The organism is Streptomyces kunmingensis (assembly GCF_039533535.1).
Taxonomy (GTDB): domain Bacteria; phylum Actinomycetota; class Actinomycetes; order Streptomycetales; family Streptomycetaceae; genus Streptomyces; species Streptomyces kunmingensis.
Genome location: NZ_BAAATS010000012.1, coordinates 277972 through 297703, shown reverse-complemented (window position 1 = coordinate 297703; position 19732 = coordinate 277972). Strand labels below are relative to the sequence as shown.

Below are 19732 nucleotides of genomic sequence, written 5' to 3'. Positions count from 1 at the left end.
CTCAGGAGACGCGTGCAGCACGCGCCCCTCATGGAGCTGCGGCGAAGCCGCATGCTCCAGGGGCGCGGGGAACTGCGCGACCAGCCACGACGCACCCGCAGCCGCGGAACGTGACCGCCACCCGGCAGACGGGACCGCGCACCCCTACCCCGAGAAATGCCGCTCCAGCCCGAGCCACACATCGTCATAAGCCCGCTGCAAGTGCCCCGCCGCCTGCGACGTCACCGTGACCGGCCACCGCGTCTCGAACATGAACGCCAGCCCGTCATCCACCCGCTGAGGCACAAGCTCCGCCGCGCTCGCCTTGTCGTACGTCTCCCGGTCGGGCCCGTGCGCCGACATCATGTTGTGCAGCGAGCCCCCGCCCGGCAGGAAGCCGGAGGCCTTCGCGTCGTAGGCGCCCTCGATGAGGCCCATGTACTCGCTCATGACGTTCCGGTGGAAGTACGGCGGCCGGAACGTGTCCTCGCCGACCAGCCAGCGCGGCGCGAAGACCACGAAGTCCACGCCCGCGAGACCGGGGGTGTCGGACGGCGACGTGAGCACCGTGAAGATCGAGGGGTCGGGGTGGTCGTAGGAGATCGTGCCCATGACGTTGAAGCGGCGCAGGTCGTACACGTACGGGACGTGGTTGCCGTGCCAGGCGACGACGTCGAGCGGGGAGTGGTCGTACGTGGCCGTCCAGAGGTTCCCGCAGAACTTGTTGACGACCTCCACCGGGCGCGCGCCGTCCCCGTCGTCCTCGTACGCGGCGACCGGGGCCCTGAAGTCCCGTGCGTTCGCCAGGCCGTTGGCGCCGATCGGGCCGAGGTCGGGGAGGCGGAAGGGGGCGCCGTAGTTCTCGCAGACGTATCCGCGGGCCGTCTCGTCGAGGAGTTCGACGCGGAAGCGCACGCCGCGCGGGATCAGCGCGACCTCGCCGGGCGCCGCAGCGAGGAGGCCGAACTCGCTGCGCAGCAGCAGCCCGCCGTGCTCCGGCACGATCAGCAGTTCACCGTCGGCGTCGCTGAACACCCGGTCCGTCATGGGGGAGTTGGCGTGGTACAGGTGCACGGCCATGCCGGTGCGCTGCGTCGCGTCGCCGTTGCCGCCGAGCGTCCACAGGCCGGCGAGCCAGTCCGTGCCGGGCGCGGGCTCGGGCAGCGGGTTCCAGCGGCGCCGGTTCGGGTCGGGGACGGCCTCCGTGAAGGGGGCGGTGCGCAGCGTGCCGTTGTCCACGCGGGTGAACTCCGGGTGCGCCGCCGACGGGCGGATCCGGTACAGCCAGGAGCGGCGGTTGTGCGCGCGGGGTTCGGTGAAGGCGGTGCCGCTGAGCTGCTCCGCGTAGAGGCCGAGCGGGGCGCGCTGCGGCGCGTTGCGTCCTATGGGCAGGGCGCCCGGTACCGCCTCCGAATGGTGCTCGTTCCCGAAACCGGACAGATAGGCCAGACCTTCGGCCTGCTTGCGGACGTCACCCTCGGCGTGCTTGCGGACGTGGCCCTCGGCCGGCTTGCGGACATCGCCGCTCATCTTCGCTCCCTCGTCCCTGATTCCTATGCTCAACCGTAGGATTCGACACCACCGGGCGCAAGAGGCACTCGTTCCGGAGGCGCTCGTTCCGGAGGCGCTCGTTCCAGAGGTGCTCGTTCTCGAGGCCTCCTCCCCGAGAGGGATTCGTGAACGTGAGCGTTGCTCTACTGTCCTGGGCATGTCCAGGACACCGCGGGTCCGCGCCACCGCCGCCCTCCTGGCGTGCGCCGTGCTGACGGGGCTCGCCGGGTGCGGGGGCGACGCCGAGGGCCCGCGCGAGGTCGGCAAGGTCCTCGAGCGCACCGACGACGAGGGCCGCCGGTTCCGGGAGGTCCCCGGCAAGGACGCCCCGGAGATCGGCATCGTCGTCCAGCCGGACGCCGACCCGTCCGGCGGCTGGGACCTGCGGATCCGCGTACGCCACTTCCGCCTCAGCCCGGCGGGCACCCCGGCCGACGCCGTCCACGGCCGCGGCTACGCCCAGCTCTACCTGGACGGCCGTCGCCTCGCCCAACTCCGCGTCACCGACCACCGGTTGTCCGCCACCCGCGTCACCCGCGGCACGCACCAGGTCACCGCCCGCCTCTACGCCGACGACCACACGGTCTGGGCCGTCGACGGCGAACCGGTCGAGGCCACCGCGGACCTCACGGCATCCGGCACCGAAACGGCACCACCGCCGTAGGCGACGTCCCGCCCGACCGGCGTCACGGCGGTAGGCGACGTCCCGCCCCGTCGGCGTCGTCGTCATCAGCAACTGCCTGCCCCCGCCGGCGTCGCCGCCATAGGCAACGGCCTGCCCCCGTCGGCGTCGCCGCCATAGGCAACTGCCTGCCCCCGTAGGCACCACCGCAGTAGGCGACTCTCCGCCCCCTCGGCGGCGCCGCTCCGTGGGCGGCCCCGCCCCCGTAGGCTGGCCGGCATGTCCCACTCCACGTCCCTGCGCCGGGCGCCCGTCCAGCAGCGCAGCACCGAGCGGCTGAGCCGGATCCTCGATGCCTGCGCCCGGCTCCTCGACGAGGGGGGATACGACGAGCTGAGCACGCGGGCCGTCGCGACCCGCGCCGACGTGCCCATCGGCTCCGTGTACCGCTTCTTCAGCAACAAGCGCGCCATGGTCGACGCCCTGGCCCAGCGCAACCTGGAGCGGTACGCCGAGCGCGTCGCCGAGCGGCTCGGGGCCATCCCGGCGGACGACTGGCGCGGCGCCATGGACGCCATCCTCGACGAGTACCTCGCCATGAAGCGCACCGCACCCGGCTTCTCCCTCGTCGACTTCGGCACGCAGATCCCCGTCGGCGACCCCGACGCCGACCCCAACCACCGCGTCGCCGACACCCTCACCGACCTCCTCGCCCCGCATCTGGGCCGCACCCCCGACGCCGCCCTGCGCCGCACCTTCCTCGTCGCCGTCGAGTCCGCCGACGCCCTGGTCCGCCTCGCGTTCCGGCTCGACCCGGCGGGCGACGCGCACATCATCGAGGAGACCAGGCAGTTGCTGCGGGCCTATCTGGCCCGGGTCCTGGACTGATCGGCGCCCGAAGCGCTGCCCGCTCGGCATCCCCGGCGGCCGTGCCCGACCGTTCGCGGGGCGGGCCGGGCGATGTGATCGTCGCCGGCATCAGCAACGGGCCGATCCTGTTCGACTGACCACTCCCCACCCTCCATACCGCTCGGTATGCTCATCTCGCCTGCGTCCCACGCCACCGCCCGGGAGACGAGATGCCCCGTACCGCCCTGCGTATCTGCCCGCTCTGCGAAGCGACCTGTGGGCTCAGCCTCACCATCGAGGGGAGCCGCGTCACCGGAGCGAGAGGCGACCGGGACGACGTGTTCAGCAGTGGCTTCATCTGCCCCAAGGGCGCCTCGTTCGGGGCTCTCGACGCCGACCCCGACCGGCTCACCCGGCCCCTCGTACGCAAGGACGGGCAGCTCCAGGAGGTGGGCTGGGACGAGGCGTTCGACGCTGTGGCCGCCGGACTGCGGCCCCTCGTCGAGACGTACGGGCCGAACTCCGTCGGTGTCGTCCTCGGCAACCCGAACGTGCACACCATGGCCGGCGCCCTCTACCCGCCGGTCCTGCTCGGCGCCCTGCGGACCCGCAACCTCTTCACCGCCTCCACTGTCGACCAGATGCCCAAGCACGTCTCCAGCGGACTGCTCTTCGGCGACGCGAACGCCATCCCGGTGCCCGACCTCGACCGCACCGACCACCTCCTGCTCCTCGGCGCCAACCCCCTGGAATCGAACGGGAGCCTGTGCACTGCCCCGGACTTCCCCGGCAAGCTGAAGGCGCTGCGCGCCCGCGGCGGCACCCTCACCGTCATCGACCCGCGCCGCACCCGCACCGCCAAGCTCGCCGACCGGCACCTCGCGATCCGGCCCGGCACGGACGCCCTGCTGCTCGCCGCCCTCGCCCACGTCCTCTACGAGGAGAAGCTCGTCGACGTGGGACCGCACCTCGCCGACCAGGTGCAGGGTCTCGACGAACTCGGCGACGCGTTGCGGGAGTTCAGCCCCGAAGCCGTCGCCGGGCGCTGCGACATCCCCGCCGCCACCATCCGCCTCCTCGCCCGGGAACTCGCCGCCGCGCCCACCGCCGCCGTCTACGGCCGCGTCGGCAGCAGCACCGTCGCCTTCGGGACCGAGGCCAGCTGGCTCGTCGACGTCCTGAACATCCTCACCGGGAACCTCGACCGACCCGGCGGCGCCCTCTTCCCGCTCTCCGCCACCGCCCCCACGCCCCGCCCCGCGGGCCCCGGCAAGGGCTTCGCGCTCGGCCGCTGGTCCAGCCGCGTCTCCGGGCACCCCGAGGCCAAGGGAGAGCTGCCGCTCGCCGCGCTCGCCGAGGAGATCGACACCCCGGGCGAGGGCGCGATCCGCGCCGTCATCGCCATCGCCGCCAACCCCGTCCTCTCCGCCCCCGACGGCGACCGCCTCGACCAGGCCCTCGACTCGCTCGACTTCATGGTCAGCGTCGACCCGTACCTGAACGAGACGTCTCGGCACGCGCACGTCGTCCTGCCGCCGCCCCCGCCCTCGCGCAGCGCCCACTACGACTTCGCGTTCAACACCTTCGCCGTACGCAACCAGGCCCGCTACACCCCGGCCGCCGTCCCCCTGGAGGACGGGCAGCCCGACGAGTGCACGATCCACGCCCGTCTCGTCCTGGCGGCGAGCGGGCAGCACGGCGCACCGGCCGGCGCCGTCGACGAGATGGTCATCGGCGCCGCCCTCGCCAAGGCCACCGCCACCCCGCACTCGCCCTTCTTCGGGGCCGACCCCGAGCGGCTCGCCCGCGAACTCTCCGGCGGCACGGGCCCCGAGCGGCGCCTCGACATGATGCTGCGCCTGGGCCCGTACGACCTCACGCTCGACCAGCTGCTCGCCCACCCGCACGGCATCGACCTGGGCCCGCTGAAGCCGCGTCTGCCCGCGATCCTGCGCACCCGCAGCGGCCGCATCGAACTGCTGCCGCAGCCGATCGCCGACGACCTGCCGCGCCTGCGCCGGGAGCTGGACACCACAGAGACGGGGCTGGTCCTCGTGGGGCGGCGCCATCTGCGCTCCAACAACAGCTGGATGCACAACATCCCCGCCCTCACCGGCGGTTCCAACCGATGCACCCTCCAGGTCCACCCCGACGACGCGGCCGGGCTCGGCCTGGAGGACGGCCGGCCCGCGCGCGTACGCGCCGCAGGCGGCGAGGTCGTGGCGCCGGTGGAGGTGACGGACGCGGTGCGGCCCGGTGTCGTCAGCCTGCCGCACGGCTGGGGCCACGACCGCCCCGGGACCCGGCTCGGCGTCGCGGCGAAGGACCCCGGGGTGAACGTGAACCAGCTGCTCGACGGCAGCCTCCTCGACCCGCTCTCCGGCACCGCCGTGCTCAACGCCATCCCCGTAGACGTGGCGGACGTGGCGGACGTGGCGGACGTGGCGGACGTGGCGGCCGACGCGCGCGTACCGTCATGACCTGGAGCTATGGCGGAGCTATGACCTGGAGTTTTGCGCTTATTGCTCGCGCGTCAACGTCTTGTTAACGCAATCGGAACGCCCCTAACGTCGCGCTGACCGCCACCCCCGGGCGGCAGTTCAACGGCGAACGTAGGGACCCACTCCATGCTGACAATCCTCGGATTCGTCATGATCGCCACCTTCCTGGTGCTGATCATGATGAAGAAGGTGTCGCCGATCGCGGCGCTCGTGCTCATCCCCGCGCTCTTCTGCGTGCTGGTGGGCAAGGGAGCGCACCTCGGTGACTACGTCATCGCGGGCATCGGCGACCTGGCGCCCACCGCGGCGATGCTGATGTTCGCGATCGTCTACTTCGGCGTGATGATCGACGTCGGCCTTTTCGACCCGGTCGTGCGGGCCATCCTGCGCTTCGCCAAGGCCGATCCCGTCCGTATCGTCGTCGGCACCGCGGTGCTCGCCGCGATCGTCTCCCTGGACGGCGACGGCTCCACCACCTTCATGATCACCGTCTCGGCGATGTACCCGCTGTACAAGCGTCTGAAGATGAGCCTCGTCGTGATGACCGGTGTCGCCGCGACCGCCAACGGCGTCATGAACACCCTTCCCTGGGGCGGCCCGACGGCCCGCGCCGCCACGGCCCTCAAGGTCGACGCCAGCGACATCTTCGTACCGATGATCCCGGCGCTCGCCACCGGACTCGTCTTCGTCCTCCTCCTCGCCTACGTCCTCGGGCGCCGCGAGCGCAAACGGATCGGCTATCTCTCCCTGGACACCGTGGTCGAGGAGACCGTGACCGAGTCCGAGACCGCTGACGAGAAGGTCCTGGTCGGCGCGGGTGGCGGCAGTGGTGCCGGCAAGGCGGCCGGCGGTGGCGGGGGCGACCACGCCGCCACCCCGTACGCGAACGAGGACGGCGAGACCTTCTCCGGCCTCGACCCGAAGCGCGCCACCCTGCGCCCCAAGCTGTACTGGTTCAACGCGCTCCTCACCGTCGGCCTGCTCACCGCGATGATCATGGAGCTGCTGCCGATCCCGGTCCTCTTCATGCTGGGCGCCGCCCTTGCCCTCTCGGTCAACTTCCCGCACATGCAGGAGCAGAAGGCCCGGATCGGCGCCCACGCCGAGAACGTCCTCAACGTCTCCGGCATGGTCTTCGCCGCCGCCGTCTTCACCGGCGTCCTCCAGGGCACCGGCATGGTCGACCACATGGCCGAGTGGGTCGTCGGCGGCATCCCCGACTGGATGGGCCCGCACATGGCCCTCGTCACCGGCGTCCTCTCGATCCCGTTCACGTACTTCATGTCGAACGACGGCTTCTACTTCGGCATCGTGCCGGTCCTCGCCGAGGCCGGGAACGCGCACGGCGTCTCCACCCTGGAGATCGCCCGCGCCTCCCTCGTCGGCCAGCCGCTGCACATGTCGAGCCCGCTGGTGCCCGCCGTGTACGTTCTCGTGGGCATGGCCAAGGTCGAGTTCGGCGACCACACCAAGTTCACCGTGAAGTGGGCCGCGCTGACCGCCCTGGTGGTCCTCGGCGCGGGCCTGCTGTTCGGGATCGTCTGAGGAAGGTGCTGTGACGTACGAGCCCGGGAGGAATCGGAGCTGGCTGCTCCGCCTCGTCATCGCGTTCAGCTTCGCGCAGGCGGCGGTGTCGATGGCGCGGCCCGCCGTCTCCTACCGGGCCCTCGCGCTCGGCGCCGACGAACGGGCCGTCGGCGTCATCGCCGGCGTCTACGCGCTCCTCCCGCTGTTCGCCGCCGTCCCGCTGGGCCGGCGCACGGACCACGGCCGCTGCGCCCCGCTGCTGCCCATCGGCGTCGTGCTGATCTCCGGCGGCTGCGCGCTCAGCGGCCTCGCCGGCTCCCTCACGGCGATGGCCGCCTGGAGCGGTGTGATGGGCCTCGGCCACCTCTGCTTCGTCATCGGCGCCCAGTCGATCGTGGCCCGCCAGTCCGCCCCGGACGAACAGGACCGCAACTTCGGCCACTTCACCATCGGCGCCTCCCTCGGCCAGCTCGTCGGGCCCGTCGCGGCGGGCGCCCTGATCGGCGGCCCGGACATGGCGGGCACCAGCGCCCTCGCCCTGCTGGTCGCGGCGGGCGGCTGCGCGGTCGCGTTCACGTCGCTGTGGCGCATCGAGTTCCGTCGTACGAGGACGGACGCGCGGGCGGCGAAGGGCCCGGCGGCCCGCGTCCCCGTCCACCGCATCCTGCGCACCCGCGGTGTTCCCGGCGGCATCTTCATCAGCCTCGCCGTGCTCTCCGCGACCGACATCCTCACCGCCTACCTCCCCGTGGTCGGCGAACACCGCGGCATCGCCCCGTCCGTCATCGGCGTCCTGCTGAGCCTGCGCGCGGGCGCCACGATCGCCTGCCGCCTGGTGATGACCCCGCTGATCAACTGGCTCGGCCGCTCCGTCCTGATCGCCACGACCTGCCTGCTGGCCGCGCTGCTGTGCGCGGGCATCGCGCTCCCCGTCCCGGTCTGGGCCCTCGGCGTGATGCTGGTGCTGCTCGGCTTCTGCCTGGGTGTGGGCCAGCCCCTGTCGATGACCACGGTCGTCCAGGCGGCCCCGCCGGGTGCCCGCTCCACGGCCCTGGCCCTGCGCCTGACCGGCAACCGCCTCGGCCAGGTGGCGGCGCCCGCCTCGGCGGGCCTGATCGCAGGCGTGGCGGGCACGGCGGCCCCGTTCGTGATGCTGGGCGGTTTGTTGTTGGTGGCAGCGACGCTGGGCTTCAGGGGCGCCCCGGTAGAGCGCCCTGAAGGGGCGCGGGGAACGGCGCGAGCAACCACGACGCAAGCCGCACCCGCCGCCGAGTCCACGGCCGACAACGGCGCCTAGGCGCGCAGCCCCCCACCCCGCAGATTCCGCCGAAGCCCCCGCAGGAACACGTGACGGACGTCTCTGGCGCCCCAAAACTATCGCCGCTAGTTTAGATGCCGGACGACAAGCGGCGAGCGCCCACGCGGTGACCAGGAGGAGAGCCATGAAGGCCCACGACGGCATGTACATCGGCGGCGAGTGGCGGCCCGCCGCGGGCGGCGACACCATCGCTGTCGTCAACCCGGTCGACGAGCAGGTGATCGGCCACGTCCCCGCGGGCACCGCCGAGGACATCGACACCGCCGTGCGCGCCGCCCGCGCCGCCTTCCCGGGCTGGGCCGCGACCCCGCCCACCGAGCGCGCAGCGAAGATCGCCGCGCTCCGTGACGTGCTGGTGGCCCGCAAGGACGAGATCGCCGAGACGGTCACCGCCGAGCTGGGCGCCCCGCTGCAGTTCTCGCAGGCGGTGCACGCGGGCGTACCGGTCATGGTGGCGGGCTCATACGCCGAACTCGCCGCGAGTCACCCCTTCGAGGAGAAGGTCGGCAACTCCACGGTCTACTCCGAGCCGGTCGGCGTCGTCGGCGCCATCACGCCCTGGAACTACCCGCTCCACCAGATCGTCGCCAAGGTCGCCCCGGCGCTCGCCGCGGGCTGCACCGTCGTCCTCAAGCCCGCCGAGGACACCCCGCTGACCGCGCAGCTGTTCGCGGAGGCGGTCGACGAGGCGGGCCTGCCCGCGGGCGTCTTCAACCTGGTCACCGGCCTGGGCCCGGTCGCGGGCCAGGCCCTCGCCGAGCACGCCGACGTCGACCTGGTCTCCTTCACCGGCTCCACGGCCGTCGGCCGGCAGATCGGCGCGACGGCGGGCGCGGCCGTCAAGCGCGTCGCCCTCGAACTCGGCGGCAAGTCGGCCAACGTCATCCTGCCCTCCGCCGACCTCGCCAAGGCGGTCAACGTCGGCGTCGCCAACGTGATGGGCAACTCGGGCCAGACGTGCAGCGCCTGGACCCGCATGCTCGTCCACACCTCGCAGTACGACGAGGCGGTCGAGCTCGCCGCGACGGCCGCGGCCAAGTACGGCGACCGCATCGGCCCGCTCGTCAACGCCAAGCAGCAGGCCCGCGTGCGCGGATACATCGAGAAGGGCGTCGAGCAGGGCGCCCGCATCGTGGCCGGCGGCCCCGAAGCCCCGCGCGAGCAGGGCTACTTCGTGCAGCCCACCGTCTTCGCCGACGTCACCCCCGACATGGCCATCGCGCAGGAGGAGATCTTCGGCCCGGTCGTCTCCCTCATCCGCTACGAGGACGAGGACGACGCCGTACGCATCGCCAACGGCACCGTGTACGGGCTCGCGGGCGCGGTCTGGGCGGGCGAGGAGGCGGAAGCCGTCGCCTTCGCGCGGCGCATGGACACCGGACAGGTCGACATCAACGGCGGCCGCTTCAACCCCCGCGCCCCCTTCGGCGGGTACAAGCAGTCGGGCGTCGGCCGGGAGCTGGGCTCGCACGGCCTGTCCGAGTACCTCCAGACCAAGTCCCTCCAGTTCTGAGGAAGTTGATCCCGTCATGGTCCGCGCCGCTGTACTGCCCGCCGTCGGCTCCCCGCTGGAGATCGCCGGCATCGACCTGCCCGAGCCGGGACCCGGCCGGGTCCGCATCAAGCTCGCCGCCGCCGGGGTCTGCCACTCCGACCTGTCCCTGACCAACGGCACCATGCGCGTGCCGGTCCCCGCCGTCCTCGGCCACGAGGGCGCGGGCACCGTCGTGTCCGTCGGCGAGGGCGTCACGCACATCGCGCCCGGCGACGAGGTCGTCCTCAACTGGGCTCCGTCGTGCGGCAGTTGTCACGCGTGCACGCTCGGCGAGGTCTGGCTCTGCGCCAACGCGCTGGCCGGCGCCGCCGACGTCTACGCCCACCGCTCCTCCGACGGCTCCGACCTGCACCCCGGCCTGAACGTCGCCGCGTTCGCCGAGGAGACCGTCGTCGCCGCCAACTGCGTCCTGCCCGCCCCGGCCGGTGTCCCGCTCACCGACGCGGCCCTCCTCGGCTGCGCCGTCCTCACCGGCTACGGCGCCGTCCACCACTCGGCGCGCGTCCGCGAGGGCGAGAGCGTCGCGGTGTTCGGCGTCGGCGGCGTCGGCCTCGCCACGCTCCAGGCCGCGCGGATCGCGGGCGCCTCGAAGATCATCGCGGTCGATGTCTCCCCGGCGAAGGAGGAGCTGGCCCGCCAGGCCGGCGCCACGGACTATGTGGTCGCCTCCGAGAACACCGCCCGCGAGATCCGCGCCCTCACCGGCAAACAGGGCGTGGACGTGGCCGTCGAGTGCGTCGGCCGCGCGGTGACGATCCGTACGGCCTGGGAATCCACCCGGCGCGGCGGCCGCACCACGGTCGTCGGCATCGGTGGCAAGGACCAGCAGGTCACGTTCAACGCCCTGGAGATCTTCCACTGGGGCCGCACCCTCGCCGGCTGCGTCTACGGCAACTCCGACCCGGCCACGGACCTCCCCGTCCTCGCGGACCACATCCGCGCGGGCCGCCTGGACCTGAGCGCACTGGTGACGGAACACATCACCCTGGACGACATCCCGGCCGCGTTCGACAACATGGTGGCGGGCAAGGGGGGCCGGGCGCTCGTCATCTTCTGAGGAGGGCCAGTACGCGGCCGGGGCAGCGCCGATCAGTTGTTGCCCCGGCCGGAGCGAACGCGCCCCCGCGCCCTCACCGTTGCTTCTCGGGGGCGACGGGCGGAGATGCGGGTACGGACTCCTCCGCGCGCCGGCGGCGGGAGCGTGCCACCGCCACCCCGGCCAGGCACAGCGCGCCCCCGCCGAGCGTGACGAGCCCCGGTACCTCGTCGAGGAGGAGCCAGGACATCAGGACGACCAGAGCGGGCACGGCGTACGTCGTCGCGCCCATCCGGCTCGCGGTCGTCCGGGCCAGCGCGTAGGCCCAGGTGGTGAAGGCGAGCGCGGTCGGGAACACGCCCAGATACAGCACGTTGAGGGTCGCGGACGCCGGTGCGCGGGCCACGTCGTGCACCAGCTGCCCGGCGAACGGCAGGCACGCCACCGCCCCGATCAGGCAGCCGAACGTCGTCACCTGCAACGCGCTCGCCCGGGCGAGGGCCGGCTTCTGCGCCACGACCCCGCAGGCGTAGCCGATCGCGGCGATCACACACAGCACCACGCCCACGACGGACGCGTTCCCGTCCCCGGCCATGGAGAACCCGACGGCGACCGCCCCCGCGAACGACACCGCCATCCCGGCGAGCAGCCGCGGCGGCAGCGGGTCGCCGAGGAACCGGGCGGAGAGCAGCGCGACCAGGATCGGGCCGATGTTCACGACCAGCGCCGCCGTGCCCGCGTCGACCTGCTGCTCGCCCCAGTTGAGGGCGACCATGTACACCCCGAACCAGAGCACGCCCGACACGACGATCCCGCGCCAGGCCTCTCTCGGCGGCCAGCCTTCGCGCCGGACGGCCCAGATGACGCCGAGCACCACGGCCCCTGCGAGGAGGCGGCCGAGCGCGAGGGCGCCGGGGGAGTAGTGGGCACCCGCGCTGCGGATACCTACGAAGGCGGAGGCCCAGAGCACGACGGTGGCGCTGGCCGCGATTGTGCCGGAGCGGGTGTCTGACATCGGGGGGTCTCCAAGTGCGGGTCGGTACGAACGGATGGTCGCTGTGCAGCCGCGGGCCGGTGGGGGTTGCTCGCGCAGTTCCCCGGCGCTTCTGAGCGTGTGCCGGGTTTGGGTTGTCGTGTGGGTGCGGCTTGCGCCGTGGTTGCTCGCGCAGTTCCTCGCGCCCCTCAGGTGCGCACTGCGTGCGGCGCCTCATCGGCGTCGGAGCTGCGGCGGAGCCGCATGCTTCAGGGGCGCGGGGAACTGCGCGAGAAGCCCCACCGGGCCCGCGGCCGGCGTACACGCCCAGCAGACTCACGAGTCAAAGCGCCCCCACCCCCAACTCCGCCGAAAAGAACTCCGCCCCGCCCCCGGTGACCCGAACCGCCCGCTCGGACCCGATCCGCTCCACCCAGCCGGAGGCGAACACGTAGCGGCACAAGGCCGCCCCCGCCACCCCGGCGAGATGATTCCGCCGCTCCGTCCAGTCCAGGCACCCCCGGGCGACCGCCCGCCGCCCGCCCAGGTCGAGCGGGGCCCCCAGCCCCCGGAACCACGAAACCCCCGCATCCGTCAGGGAGAACCCCGCGTCGACCCGCAACAGCCCCCGCTCCGCCATCCCGTCGGTCACGGCGATCCCGAGCCGCCCGGCCAGATGGTCGTAACAGGTGCGCCCGCGCGTCATCGCATCCCGCGCGGACGACGCCCGCAACGTGGCGGGCCGCTCACCCCCGCCGGGCACGGCATACGCGGCGAGGCCCTCCACGAGCTGCGCCACCTGCGCGTCGGCGAGACGTACGTACCGGTGCCTGCCCTGGCGCTCCTCCGCGAGGAGCCCGCCCGCGACGAGCCTGCCCAGATGCTCGCTGACGGTGGACGCGGCGACCCCGGCATGCCGCGCCAGCTCACCCGCGGTCCAGGCCCGCCCGTCGAGCAGCGCCAGCAGACACGCGGCCCGTGTCTCGTCGGCGAGCAGAAAGGCCAGCGCGGCGAGCCGTGGAGCGCCGGGTTCCCTGGAAGCAGCCATGGCTCAAGGATGCGCCGGGGACGCTTCGGCGCGGACCGAACCGTCGACGGACCCCGCTGTCAGTGCGCGGCCGCCACGAGCTGCTCGTACTGCATGCTCAGCCCGTCGAGCAGCGCCGCGAGCCCGGTCTCGAACGCCCGGTCGTCCACGACGTCCTGCCGCTCCGCGAGCAGATGCGCCTGCCCGAGGTGGGGATAGTCGGCCGGGTCGTACGCCGTCTCGTCGTCGACGAACCCGCCGGCGAACGAGCCGAGCGCCGAGCCCATCACGAAGTACCGCATGAGCGCGCCGATGGACGTGGCCTGCGCGGGCGGCCACCCGGCGTCGGTCATCGACCCGAACACCGCGTCGGCCAGCCGCAGCCCGGCGGGCCGCCGCCCCGGCCCCTGGGCCAGGACGGGCACGATGTTCGGATGCTCGCGCAGAGCGGCCCGGTACGAGACGGCCCAGTCGTGCAGCGCGGTCCGCCAGTCCCGCGGATCGTCCGCGTCGAACATGGACAGATCGACCTGCGCGCTCACCGAGTCGGCGACCGCCTCCAGGATCTGGTCCTTCGTACGGAAGTGGTTGTACAGGGACGGCCCGCTCACCCCGAGCTCGGCCGCGAGACGCCGCGTGGAGACGGCCGCGAGCCCCTCGGCGTCGACGAGGGCGCGGGCCGCGCCGACGATGCGGTCGGTGCTCAGCAGGGGCTTGCGCGGTCGGGCCATGCGGCACATAGTAGGGCTGTCAGCCAAAAACTAGCAGTGCTAATTAAAGGGCGTCCGCACAGTGCGTCCTCGAGGAGCACCGCCGCACGTGCCTGGGAGTCGTCCGTGAATCTGGAGCTGAGCGAGGAGCAGACGGCCGTCCGTCGGCTCGCCAAGGACTTCGTGGACCGCGAGATCGCGCCGCACGTGGTGGCGTGGGACCGCGCCGAAGAGGTCGACCGCGGCATCGTCAAGAAGCTCGGCGAGGTCGGTTTCCTCGGTCTGACCATCGACGAGGAGTACGGCGGCTCGGGCGGCGACCACCTCGCGTACTGCCTGGTCACCGAGGAGCTGGGCCGCGGCGACTCCTCCGTGCGGGGCATCGTCTCGGTCTCCCTGGGCCTCGTCACGAAGACGATCCAGTCGTACGGTTCCGAGGAGCAGAAGCGGCACTGGCTGCCGCGGCTCACCGCGGGCGAGGCCCTGGGCTGCTTCGGTCTCACCGAGCCCGGCACCGGCTCCGACGCGGGCAATCTGTCGACGAAGGCCGTACGCGACGGCGGCTCCGACGGGGACTGGGTCATCAACGGCTCGAAGATGTTCATCACCAACGGCACCTGGGCCGACGTCGTGCTGCTCTTCGCCCGCTCCACCGACGCCCCGGGCCACAAGGGCGTCTCCGCTTTCCTGGTCCCCACCGACACCCCGGGCCTGACCCGCCGCACCATCCACGGCAAGCTCGGCCTGCGCGGCCAGGCCACGGCCGAACTGGTCCTGGAGGACGTCCGCGTCCCCGCCACCGCGCTGCTCGGCCCCGAGGGCAAGGGCTTCTCCATCGCCATGTCCGCCCTCGCCAAGGGACGGATGTCCGTCGCCGCCGGCTGCGTCGGCATCGCCCAGGCGGCGCTCGACGCGGCGGTCGGCTACGCGGGCGAGCGCGAACAGTTCGGCAAGTCCATCGCCTCGTACCAGCTGGTCCAGGAGCTGATCAGCGACATCGCGGTCGACGTGGACGCGGCCCGCCTGCTGACCTGGCGCGTCGCCGACCTCATCGACCGCGGCGAGGACTTCCCGACCGCTGCCTCGAAGGCGAAACTCTTCGCGTCGGAGGCCGCGGTCCGCGCCGCCAACAACGCCCTCCAGGTCTTCGGCGGCTACGGCTACATCGACGAGTACCCCGTCGGCAAACTGCTCCGCGACGCCCGCGTCATGACCCTGTACGAGGGCACGAGCCAGATCCAGAAGCTGATCATCGGCCGCGCCCTGACCGGGGTCTCCGCGTTCTGACCACGCCGCCGCGCCCCGAACCGGGCGTAGATGACGGCGTTGAGTTCCCCGACGACGACCTGGCCGCCCACGTCCCCGTGCTGGCAAGGGAGTCGGGGAACACGCCGTACGGGGACGAGGCCGACGCCGCCCGGCGGAGCTGCCCGCCCGGTCCGGACGGCTGAGTACGTACCTGAGTAGGGGAGCGGATGTGACCGCGGCCACGTCCGCCGCATGCTGTGCGGCATGAGTGAGACACCGGTCAAGCAGCAGAACACCACGGCCTTCTACGGACAGGCCATCGCGTCCTTCGCCCTCGCGCTCACCGCCGTCTCCGTCGGGATCTACAGCCTCGACGCGAGCGGCTGGATCCGCGCCTTCCTCGCCATCTCGGTCCTCTACCTGACGACCTCCGCCTTCACCCTGTCCAAGGTGATCAGGGACCGCCAGGAGGCCGGGCAGATCGTGAGCCGGGTCGACCAGGCCCGCCTGGAGAAGATCCTCGCGGACCACGACCCGTTCAAGCCGGTGGTCTGAGCCGGACGACCCTGCGCCGGGAGGGGGCCGGAGACGGGCTCTAAGCGCCCGCTCACCCCGGAGGGTAGGGTGTGGGCGCACGTACCCGGGAGGATGTGAGCGGACCGATGACGCAGGACGAGCGGGTCGAGGAGAGGGCCGTCGACGAGATGCCGTGGGCCGAGGTCACCCCCGACGCCGCCCGGCGACTGCTCGTCGCCGCGGTCGAGGCGTTCGCCGAGCGGGGGTACCACGCCACCACGACCCGCGACATCGCGAGCCGGGCCGGCATGAGCCCCGCCGCGCTCTACATCCACTACAAGACCAAGGAGGAGCTCCTCCTGCGGATCAGCAGCATCGGCCACGAGAAGGCACTGATGATCCTGCGCCGCGCGGCCGACGGCGAGGGCAGCGCCGTCGACCGGCTGACCGAGGCGGTCCGCTCGTTCGTGCGCTGGCACGCCGGGCACCACACGACCGCCCGCGTCGTCCAGTACGAACTGGACTCGCTCGGCGAGGAGCACCGCCCCGCCATCGTGGAGCTTCGCCGCCGCAGCGACGCCGCCGTGCGCGAGATCATCAACGACGGTGTGAAGGCCGGTGAGTTCGACGTCCCGGACGTCCCCGGCACCACGGTCGCCGTGCTCTCCCTCTGCATCGACGTGGCCCGCTGGTTCAACACGGAAGGCCGCCGCACACCCGACGAGGTCGGCGCGCTCTACGCCGACCTCGTGCTCCGGATGGTGGGAGCCCACACCCCGCGGCAGGCGGCTCAGAAGTAGTAGCGCGACACCGACTCCGCGACGCAGACCGGCTTCTCGCCGCCCTCGCGCTCCACGGTGAACGCCACGGACACCTGGACCCCGCCCGTCACGTCCTCCACGGACGTGATCTTCGCCGTCGCCCGCAGCCGCGAGCCGACCGGCACCGGGGCGGGGAAGCGCACCTTGTTCGTGCCGTAGTTGACGCCCATCTTCACGCCCTCGACCGCGATCAGCTGCGGACCGAACAGCGGCAGCAGCGACAGCGTCAGGTACCCGTGCGCGATGGTCGTCCCGAACGGCCCGGCCTTGGCGCGCTCCGGGTCGACATGGATCCACTGGTGGTCACCGGTCGCCTCGGCGAACCGGTCGATCCGCTCCTGCTCGATGCCGACCCAGTCCGTGTGGCCCAGCTGCTCGCCGACAGCGGCCTTCAGCTCGTCGGCATCCTTGAAAACCCGCGGCTCTGCCATCTCCAGTGACCTCCCAGGTCCGTTGTCTAAGCGCTTGCTCAGAACTCCTGGCATGCTAACAACCGGGCCGCCGGGGCACTAGGCTCGGCCGGGTGCCTCAGATCCCGGAGAAGATCCACGAGCTGACCGTCGGCCAGGTGTCGGCGCGCAGCGGCGCCGCCGTCTCGGCGCTGCACTTCTACGAGTCCAAGGGTCTGATCACCAGCCGCCGCACCTCCGGCAATCAGCGCCGATACACCCGCGACACCCTGCGCCGGGTCGCTTTCATCCGCGCCGCGCAGCGCGTCGGCATCCCCCTCGCCACGATCCGCGACGCCCTCTCCGGGCTGCCCGAGGAGCGCACCCCGACCCGCGAGGACTGGGCGCACCTCTCGGACGCCTGGCGGACCGAACTGGACGCGCGCATCAAGCAGTTGGGCCGTCTGCGTGACCACCTCACCGACTGCATCGGCTGCGGCTGCCTCTCCCTGGAGACCTGCGTGCTGTCCAACCCGGACGACGTGTTCGGCGAGCGCCTCACCGGCTCCCGTCTGCTGGCGGAGCGCCGGGACCGTCCGACGGGGACGTGACGGCGGGCCCCAGCAGCCGGAACACCGCGCTCAGGGCCACCGCCGCGATCGCGCCCGCCGCGACCCCGCTGCCGAACAGGGTGCGGGCCCACGAGGGCAGGTCCGCGTACATCTCGGGCGCGACGATCGGCAGCATGCCGACCACCAGGGCGAGTGCGATGACGACGCTGTCCGTGCCGTGGGAGAGGTCGGTACGGGAGAGCATTCCGAAGCCCATCACCGCGATCACCGCGTAGATGACCAGCCCGGCCGCGCCCACCACCGGTTCGGGGATCGCCGCGAGCAGCCGGGTCAGCGGCGTCAGGAGCCCGCACACGATGAGCAGCACCCCGGCCGCCGCGGTCACGAACCGGCTGCGGACGCGGGTGAGCTGGACAATGCCGATGTTCTCGGCGCTGGTCACCATCAGCGACGTACCGAAGATCCCGGAGCCGAGGGAGACGAGCGCGTCGGCGCGGGCGATGCGCGGCACGTCCCGGCCCGGGTCCGGGGCCCGGCCGACGGCCTCGCTGTTGAGGACCGTCTGCCCGGTGGCCTCGGCGAGCGAGGCGAGCGCGAAGACCAGCAGCGGGATGGCGGCGAGCAGGTCGATGTGCGGGGCGCCGTAGGGGAAGAGGTCCGGCAGGGCGAACGTACCGCCGTGCGCGACTTGGAGCTCGGTGCCGGTGAGGACGGCGATCAGCGTGCCGCCGACCAGGCCGAGCAGCACCGCCATCTGCCGCCACACGCCGCGCAGGACGAGGAAGAAGAAGGCGATGACGCCGAGCGTCGCGAAGCCGAGGCCCGGTTCCGAGGCGACCATCGGCGCGGTCACCTTGATCATGTTGATGCCGATGAGGACGACCGTCGTGCCCATCACGAGGGGCGGGAAGAGTCGGACGAGCCGGCCGTAGAACGGCAGCACGCAGAGCAGGAACGCCGCCGAGACCAGGACCGAGCCGGACGCCGTCGCCGGGCCGTACTCCTGCGCGATCTGGAGGAAGATCGCCACGGCGGCGCCGCCCGGCAGCATCAGGAACGGCAGCCGCGCCCCGACCCGCAGCACGCGCACGCCGAGCGACTGGAGCAGCGCGCCGATCCCGCACAGCACCAGCGTCGCGCTGAGCAGCGACGCGGTCTGCCCGCTCGACAGCTTCAGCGTGGTCGCGATGAGGATGACGGACGAGACGGGCGCGGCCACGCCGGCCAGCAGGTGCTGGCAGGCGAGGGGGAGGAGGCGCTGGAGCGGAAGCCGCTCGTCGACCGGTTCCACGGTCGACTCGGACCGCGCCGCCGTGGCGCTCACCGGTTCAGCCAGGGCAGCTCGGCCGCGGAGTAGCGGTAGGAGCGGAAGACGGCGTTGGGCTCGGACGGGAACAGCCTGCGGACCTCTTCCTCCTGGTAGCCGCCGAAGTACGGGACCACGTACTCCCAGCAGAGATAGCCGTCCTCGGTCACCTCGAAGAGGCGGCCCGCGGGGGAGTCGGTGACCAGCGTGTTCCCGTTCGGCAGCCGCTGGGCGCTGCCCATGAACGGCGCGAAGAACGATTCGCGCGCCGGGTCGTGGTACTCCCACACCACCTTGCCGCTGGAGCGCTCGATCTCGATGACGCGGCTGAAGGGCACGTCCCAGCGCGGCCGGAAGACGCCGTTGTCGAAGACGAGGAAGTTGCCGTTCTCCAGCTCGGTCGGGCAGTGCTGCTGGGAGACGACGCCCGGTTCGGAGCGCCAGACGATGTCCCCGGTGGCGCGGTCGATGACGACGACGGCGGACACGGAGCGGAAGCTGGCGAGGATGTTCCCGTCGGCGAGCGGCAGCACGCTGTTGATCAGCGGGTAGTGCTCGCGGGCGTAGTCCGGGTGCAGGGGGAAGCCGTCGCGGTCGAGCCGCTCGGAGACCTTCCACTCCCAGGTCCGGTTCCCCTCGGCGTCGACCTCGACGATCGTGTCGGCCCACACGGTGGAGCCGCCGGCCTCCGAGCCGGGCACGCCGCCGCGCACGGCCGCGGCCGCGTCACCGGTCAGCGGCTCGATGGCGGTGTACAGGATCCGGCCGTCGCCGTAGTGGTGGGCGTCGTGGTGCTGGAGCGGGTCGCGGTGCTCGCGCACGACCGTGCCGTCCGGGGTGATCTCCTGCATCAGACCGCCGCGGTACTTGTGCCACATCGGGAACAGGGCGGGCTCGTCGGGCAGGACACCGCTGTAGGCGAGGTTGCCGTTGGGAAGGATGCGGGCGTGCCGGCCCGGGCGGTGCGGCAGGTTCCACCGGTGGACGACCTCGCCGCGCAGGTCGATCAGGTACACCTCGCCGGCGCCGGTCAGCGGCGCGAACAGCGTGTAGCCGGCGTACGCGGCGTCCTCGTCCAGCGCGATCAGGCCGGTGCCGCGGCGTCGCCGCTGGTTCTGGTCCACACGAGCCATTGCGGCCCCTCCGTCGTTCATCGTGCGTGGTTAACTTTTTTAAGTGATGGTGAACGAGTTAAGCACGGCGATAGGCTGCTCAGGAACAGGGGACACCGG

General features: G+C 72.3%; 18 protein-coding genes. 11 read left to right on the top strand and 7 right to left on the bottom strand.

Annotated features, from left to right (window positions below; genetic code table 11):
- Nucleotides 1–144: 144 nt before the first annotated feature.
- Nucleotides 145–1509 (bottom strand): homogentisate 1,2-dioxygenase, encoded by a 1365-nt coding sequence (gene hmgA / locus ABD366_RS16075; protein WP_324769283.1) that lies wholly within the window; start codon nt 1507–1509, stop codon nt 145–147.
- A 178-nt stretch (nt 1510–1687) separates the two neighbouring features.
- Between hmgA and ABD366_RS16070 the strand changes: the two genes are divergently transcribed.
- The 7 genes from ABD366_RS16070 (at nt 1688) to ABD366_RS16040 (ending at nt 10959) form a co-directional block, all read left to right on the top strand.
- Complete coding sequence (locus ABD366_RS16070; RefSeq protein WP_324769284.1) at nt 1688–2194, top strand: hypothetical protein; 507 nt, start codon at nt 1688–1690, stop codon at nt 2192–2194.
- A gap of 237 nt (nt 2195–2431) precedes the next feature.
- Nucleotides 2432–3040 (top strand): TetR/AcrR family transcriptional regulator, encoded by a 609-nt coding sequence (locus ABD366_RS16065; RefSeq protein ID WP_411293711.1) that lies wholly within the window; start codon nt 2432–2434, stop codon nt 3038–3040.
- A 191-nt stretch (nt 3041–3231) separates the two neighbouring features.
- Nucleotides 3232–5481, top strand: a complete 2250-nt coding sequence (locus tag ABD366_RS16060; RefSeq protein WP_324769285.1) for a molybdopterin oxidoreductase family protein — start codon at nt 3232–3234, stop codon at nt 5479–5481.
- 147 nt (nt 5482–5628) lie between these two features.
- A complete protein-coding gene (locus tag ABD366_RS16055; protein WP_324769286.1) occupies nt 5629–7047 on the top strand; it encodes a CitMHS family transporter in 1419 nt (472 codons plus the stop codon).
- A 10-nt stretch (nt 7048–7057) separates the two neighbouring features.
- On the top strand, nt 7058–8326 hold the full coding sequence (locus ABD366_RS16050; RefSeq protein WP_324769287.1) for an MFS transporter: 1269 nt from the start codon (nt 7058–7060) through the stop codon (nt 8324–8326).
- A gap of 145 nt (nt 8327–8471) precedes the next feature.
- Nucleotides 8472–9860, top strand: coding sequence for an aldehyde dehydrogenase family protein (locus ABD366_RS16045; protein WP_324769289.1), 1389 nt, complete (start codon nt 8472–8474; stop codon nt 9858–9860).
- Nucleotides 9861–9876: 16 nt separating this feature from the next.
- Nucleotides 9877–10959: a Zn-dependent alcohol dehydrogenase gene (locus ABD366_RS16040; RefSeq protein WP_324769290.1), complete on the top strand. Its 1083-nt coding sequence runs from the start codon at nt 9877–9879 to the stop codon at nt 10957–10959.
- Between the two features lie 73 nt (nt 10960–11032).
- On the opposite strand, the gene ABD366_RS16035 is transcribed toward ABD366_RS16040, so the two are convergent.
- The 3 genes from ABD366_RS16035 to ABD366_RS16025 all read right to left on the bottom strand — a co-directional run bounded on the left by ABD366_RS16035 (nt 11033) and on the right by ABD366_RS16025 (nt 13669).
- A complete protein-coding gene (locus ABD366_RS16035) occupies nt 11033–11953 on the bottom strand; it encodes a DMT family transporter (RefSeq protein ID WP_324769291.1) in 921 nt (306 codons plus the stop codon).
- 301 nt (nt 11954–12254) lie between these two features.
- Nucleotides 12255–12959: an ArsR/SmtB family transcription factor gene (locus ABD366_RS16030; protein ID WP_324769292.1), complete on the bottom strand. Its 705-nt coding sequence runs from the start codon at nt 12957–12959 to the stop codon at nt 12255–12257.
- Nucleotides 12960–13018: 59 nt separating this feature from the next.
- Nucleotides 13019–13669, bottom strand: a complete 651-nt coding sequence (locus ABD366_RS16025) for a TetR/AcrR family transcriptional regulator (protein ID WP_324769293.1) — start codon at nt 13667–13669, stop codon at nt 13019–13021.
- 105 nt (nt 13670–13774) lie between these two features.
- Here ABD366_RS16025 and ABD366_RS16020 point away from each other — a divergent pair, with 105 nt between their 5' ends.
- The 3 genes from ABD366_RS16020 to ABD366_RS16010 all read left to right on the top strand — a co-directional run bounded on the left by ABD366_RS16020 (nt 13775) and on the right by ABD366_RS16010 (nt 16212).
- A complete protein-coding gene (locus tag ABD366_RS16020; protein WP_324769294.1) occupies nt 13775–14935 on the top strand; it encodes an acyl-CoA dehydrogenase family protein in 1161 nt (386 codons plus the stop codon).
- Nucleotides 14936–15160: 225 nt separating this feature from the next.
- Nucleotides 15161–15451, top strand: coding sequence for a YiaA/YiaB family inner membrane protein (locus ABD366_RS16015; protein ID WP_324769295.1), 291 nt, complete (start codon nt 15161–15163; stop codon nt 15449–15451).
- A gap of 107 nt (nt 15452–15558) precedes the next feature.
- Entirely contained in the window at nt 15559–16212 is a 654-nt protein-coding gene (locus tag ABD366_RS16010) for a TetR/AcrR family transcriptional regulator (protein ID WP_324769296.1), read from the top strand.
- Here the strand turns inward: ABD366_RS16010 and ABD366_RS16005 are convergent.
- Nucleotides 16203–16664: a MaoC family dehydratase gene (locus ABD366_RS16005; RefSeq protein WP_324769297.1), complete on the bottom strand. Its 462-nt coding sequence runs from the start codon at nt 16662–16664 to the stop codon at nt 16203–16205. The genes ABD366_RS16010 and ABD366_RS16005 overlap by 10 nt on opposite strands.
- Before the next feature lie 92 nt (nt 16665–16756).
- Between ABD366_RS16005 and soxR the strand changes: the two genes are divergently transcribed.
- Nucleotides 16757–17233, top strand: a complete 477-nt coding sequence (gene soxR / locus ABD366_RS16000; protein ID WP_324769298.1) for a redox-sensitive transcriptional activator SoxR — start codon at nt 16757–16759, stop codon at nt 17231–17233.
- Here the strand turns inward: soxR and ABD366_RS15995 are convergent.
- The gene (locus ABD366_RS15995) at nt 17181–18518 is read right to left on the bottom strand and encodes a uracil-xanthine permease family protein (protein ID WP_324769300.1); all 1338 of its coding nucleotides are present in this window, start codon (nt 18516–18518) and stop codon (nt 17181–17183) included. The genes soxR and ABD366_RS15995 overlap by 53 nt on opposite strands.
- Nucleotides 18515–19633: an aryl-sulfate sulfotransferase gene (locus ABD366_RS15990; protein ID WP_324769302.1), complete on the bottom strand. Its 1119-nt coding sequence runs from the start codon at nt 19631–19633 to the stop codon at nt 18515–18517. The genes ABD366_RS15995 and ABD366_RS15990 overlap by 4 nt, the downstream gene beginning before the upstream one ends.
- Nucleotides 19634–19732: the final 99 nt, after the last annotated feature.

Excerpts from the sequence above, each read along its gene's own strand:
- ABD366_RS16035 (WP_324769291.1), bottom strand. The coding sequence starts at position 11,953 with ATGTCAGACACCCGCTCCGGCACAATCGCGGCCAGCGCCACCGTCGTG.
- ABD366_RS16025 (WP_324769293.1), bottom strand. The coding sequence starts at position 13,669 with ATGGCCCGACCGCGCAAGCCCCTGCTGAGCACCGACCGCATCGTCGGC.
- ABD366_RS15990 (WP_324769302.1), bottom strand. The coding sequence starts at position 19,633 with ATGGCTCGTGTGGACCAGAACCAGCGGCGACGCCGCGGCACCGGCCTG.
- ABD366_RS16005 (WP_324769297.1), bottom strand. The coding sequence starts at position 16,664 with ATGGCAGAGCCGCGGGTTTTCAAGGATGCCGACGAGCTGAAGGCCGCT.
- ABD366_RS16010 (WP_324769296.1), top strand. The coding sequence starts at position 15,559 with ATGACGCAGGACGAGCGGGTCGAGGAGAGGGCCGTCGACGAGATGCCG.
- ABD366_RS16015 (WP_324769295.1), top strand. The coding sequence starts at position 15,161 with ATGAGTGAGACACCGGTCAAGCAGCAGAACACCACGGCCTTCTACGGA.
- ABD366_RS16055 (WP_324769286.1), top strand. The coding sequence starts at position 5,629 with ATGCTGACAATCCTCGGATTCGTCATGATCGCCACCTTCCTGGTGCTG.
- ABD366_RS16045 (WP_324769289.1), top strand. The coding sequence starts at position 8,472 with ATGAAGGCCCACGACGGCATGTACATCGGCGGCGAGTGGCGGCCCGCC.
- ABD366_RS16070 (WP_324769284.1), top strand. The coding sequence starts at position 1,688 with ATGTCCAGGACACCGCGGGTCCGCGCCACCGCCGCCCTCCTGGCGTGC.
- ABD366_RS16030 (WP_324769292.1), bottom strand. The coding sequence starts at position 12,959 with ATGGCTGCTTCCAGGGAACCCGGCGCTCCACGGCTCGCCGCGCTGGCC.
- ABD366_RS16040 (WP_324769290.1), top strand. The coding sequence starts at position 9,877 with ATGGTCCGCGCCGCTGTACTGCCCGCCGTCGGCTCCCCGCTGGAGATC.
- ABD366_RS16065 (WP_411293711.1), top strand. The coding sequence starts at position 2,432 with ATGTCCCACTCCACGTCCCTGCGCCGGGCGCCCGTCCAGCAGCGCAGC.
- hmgA (WP_324769283.1), bottom strand. The coding sequence starts at position 1,509 with ATGAGCGGCGATGTCCGCAAGCCGGCCGAGGGCCACGTCCGCAAGCAC.
- ABD366_RS16060 (WP_324769285.1), top strand. The coding sequence starts at position 3,232 with ATGCCCCGTACCGCCCTGCGTATCTGCCCGCTCTGCGAAGCGACCTGT.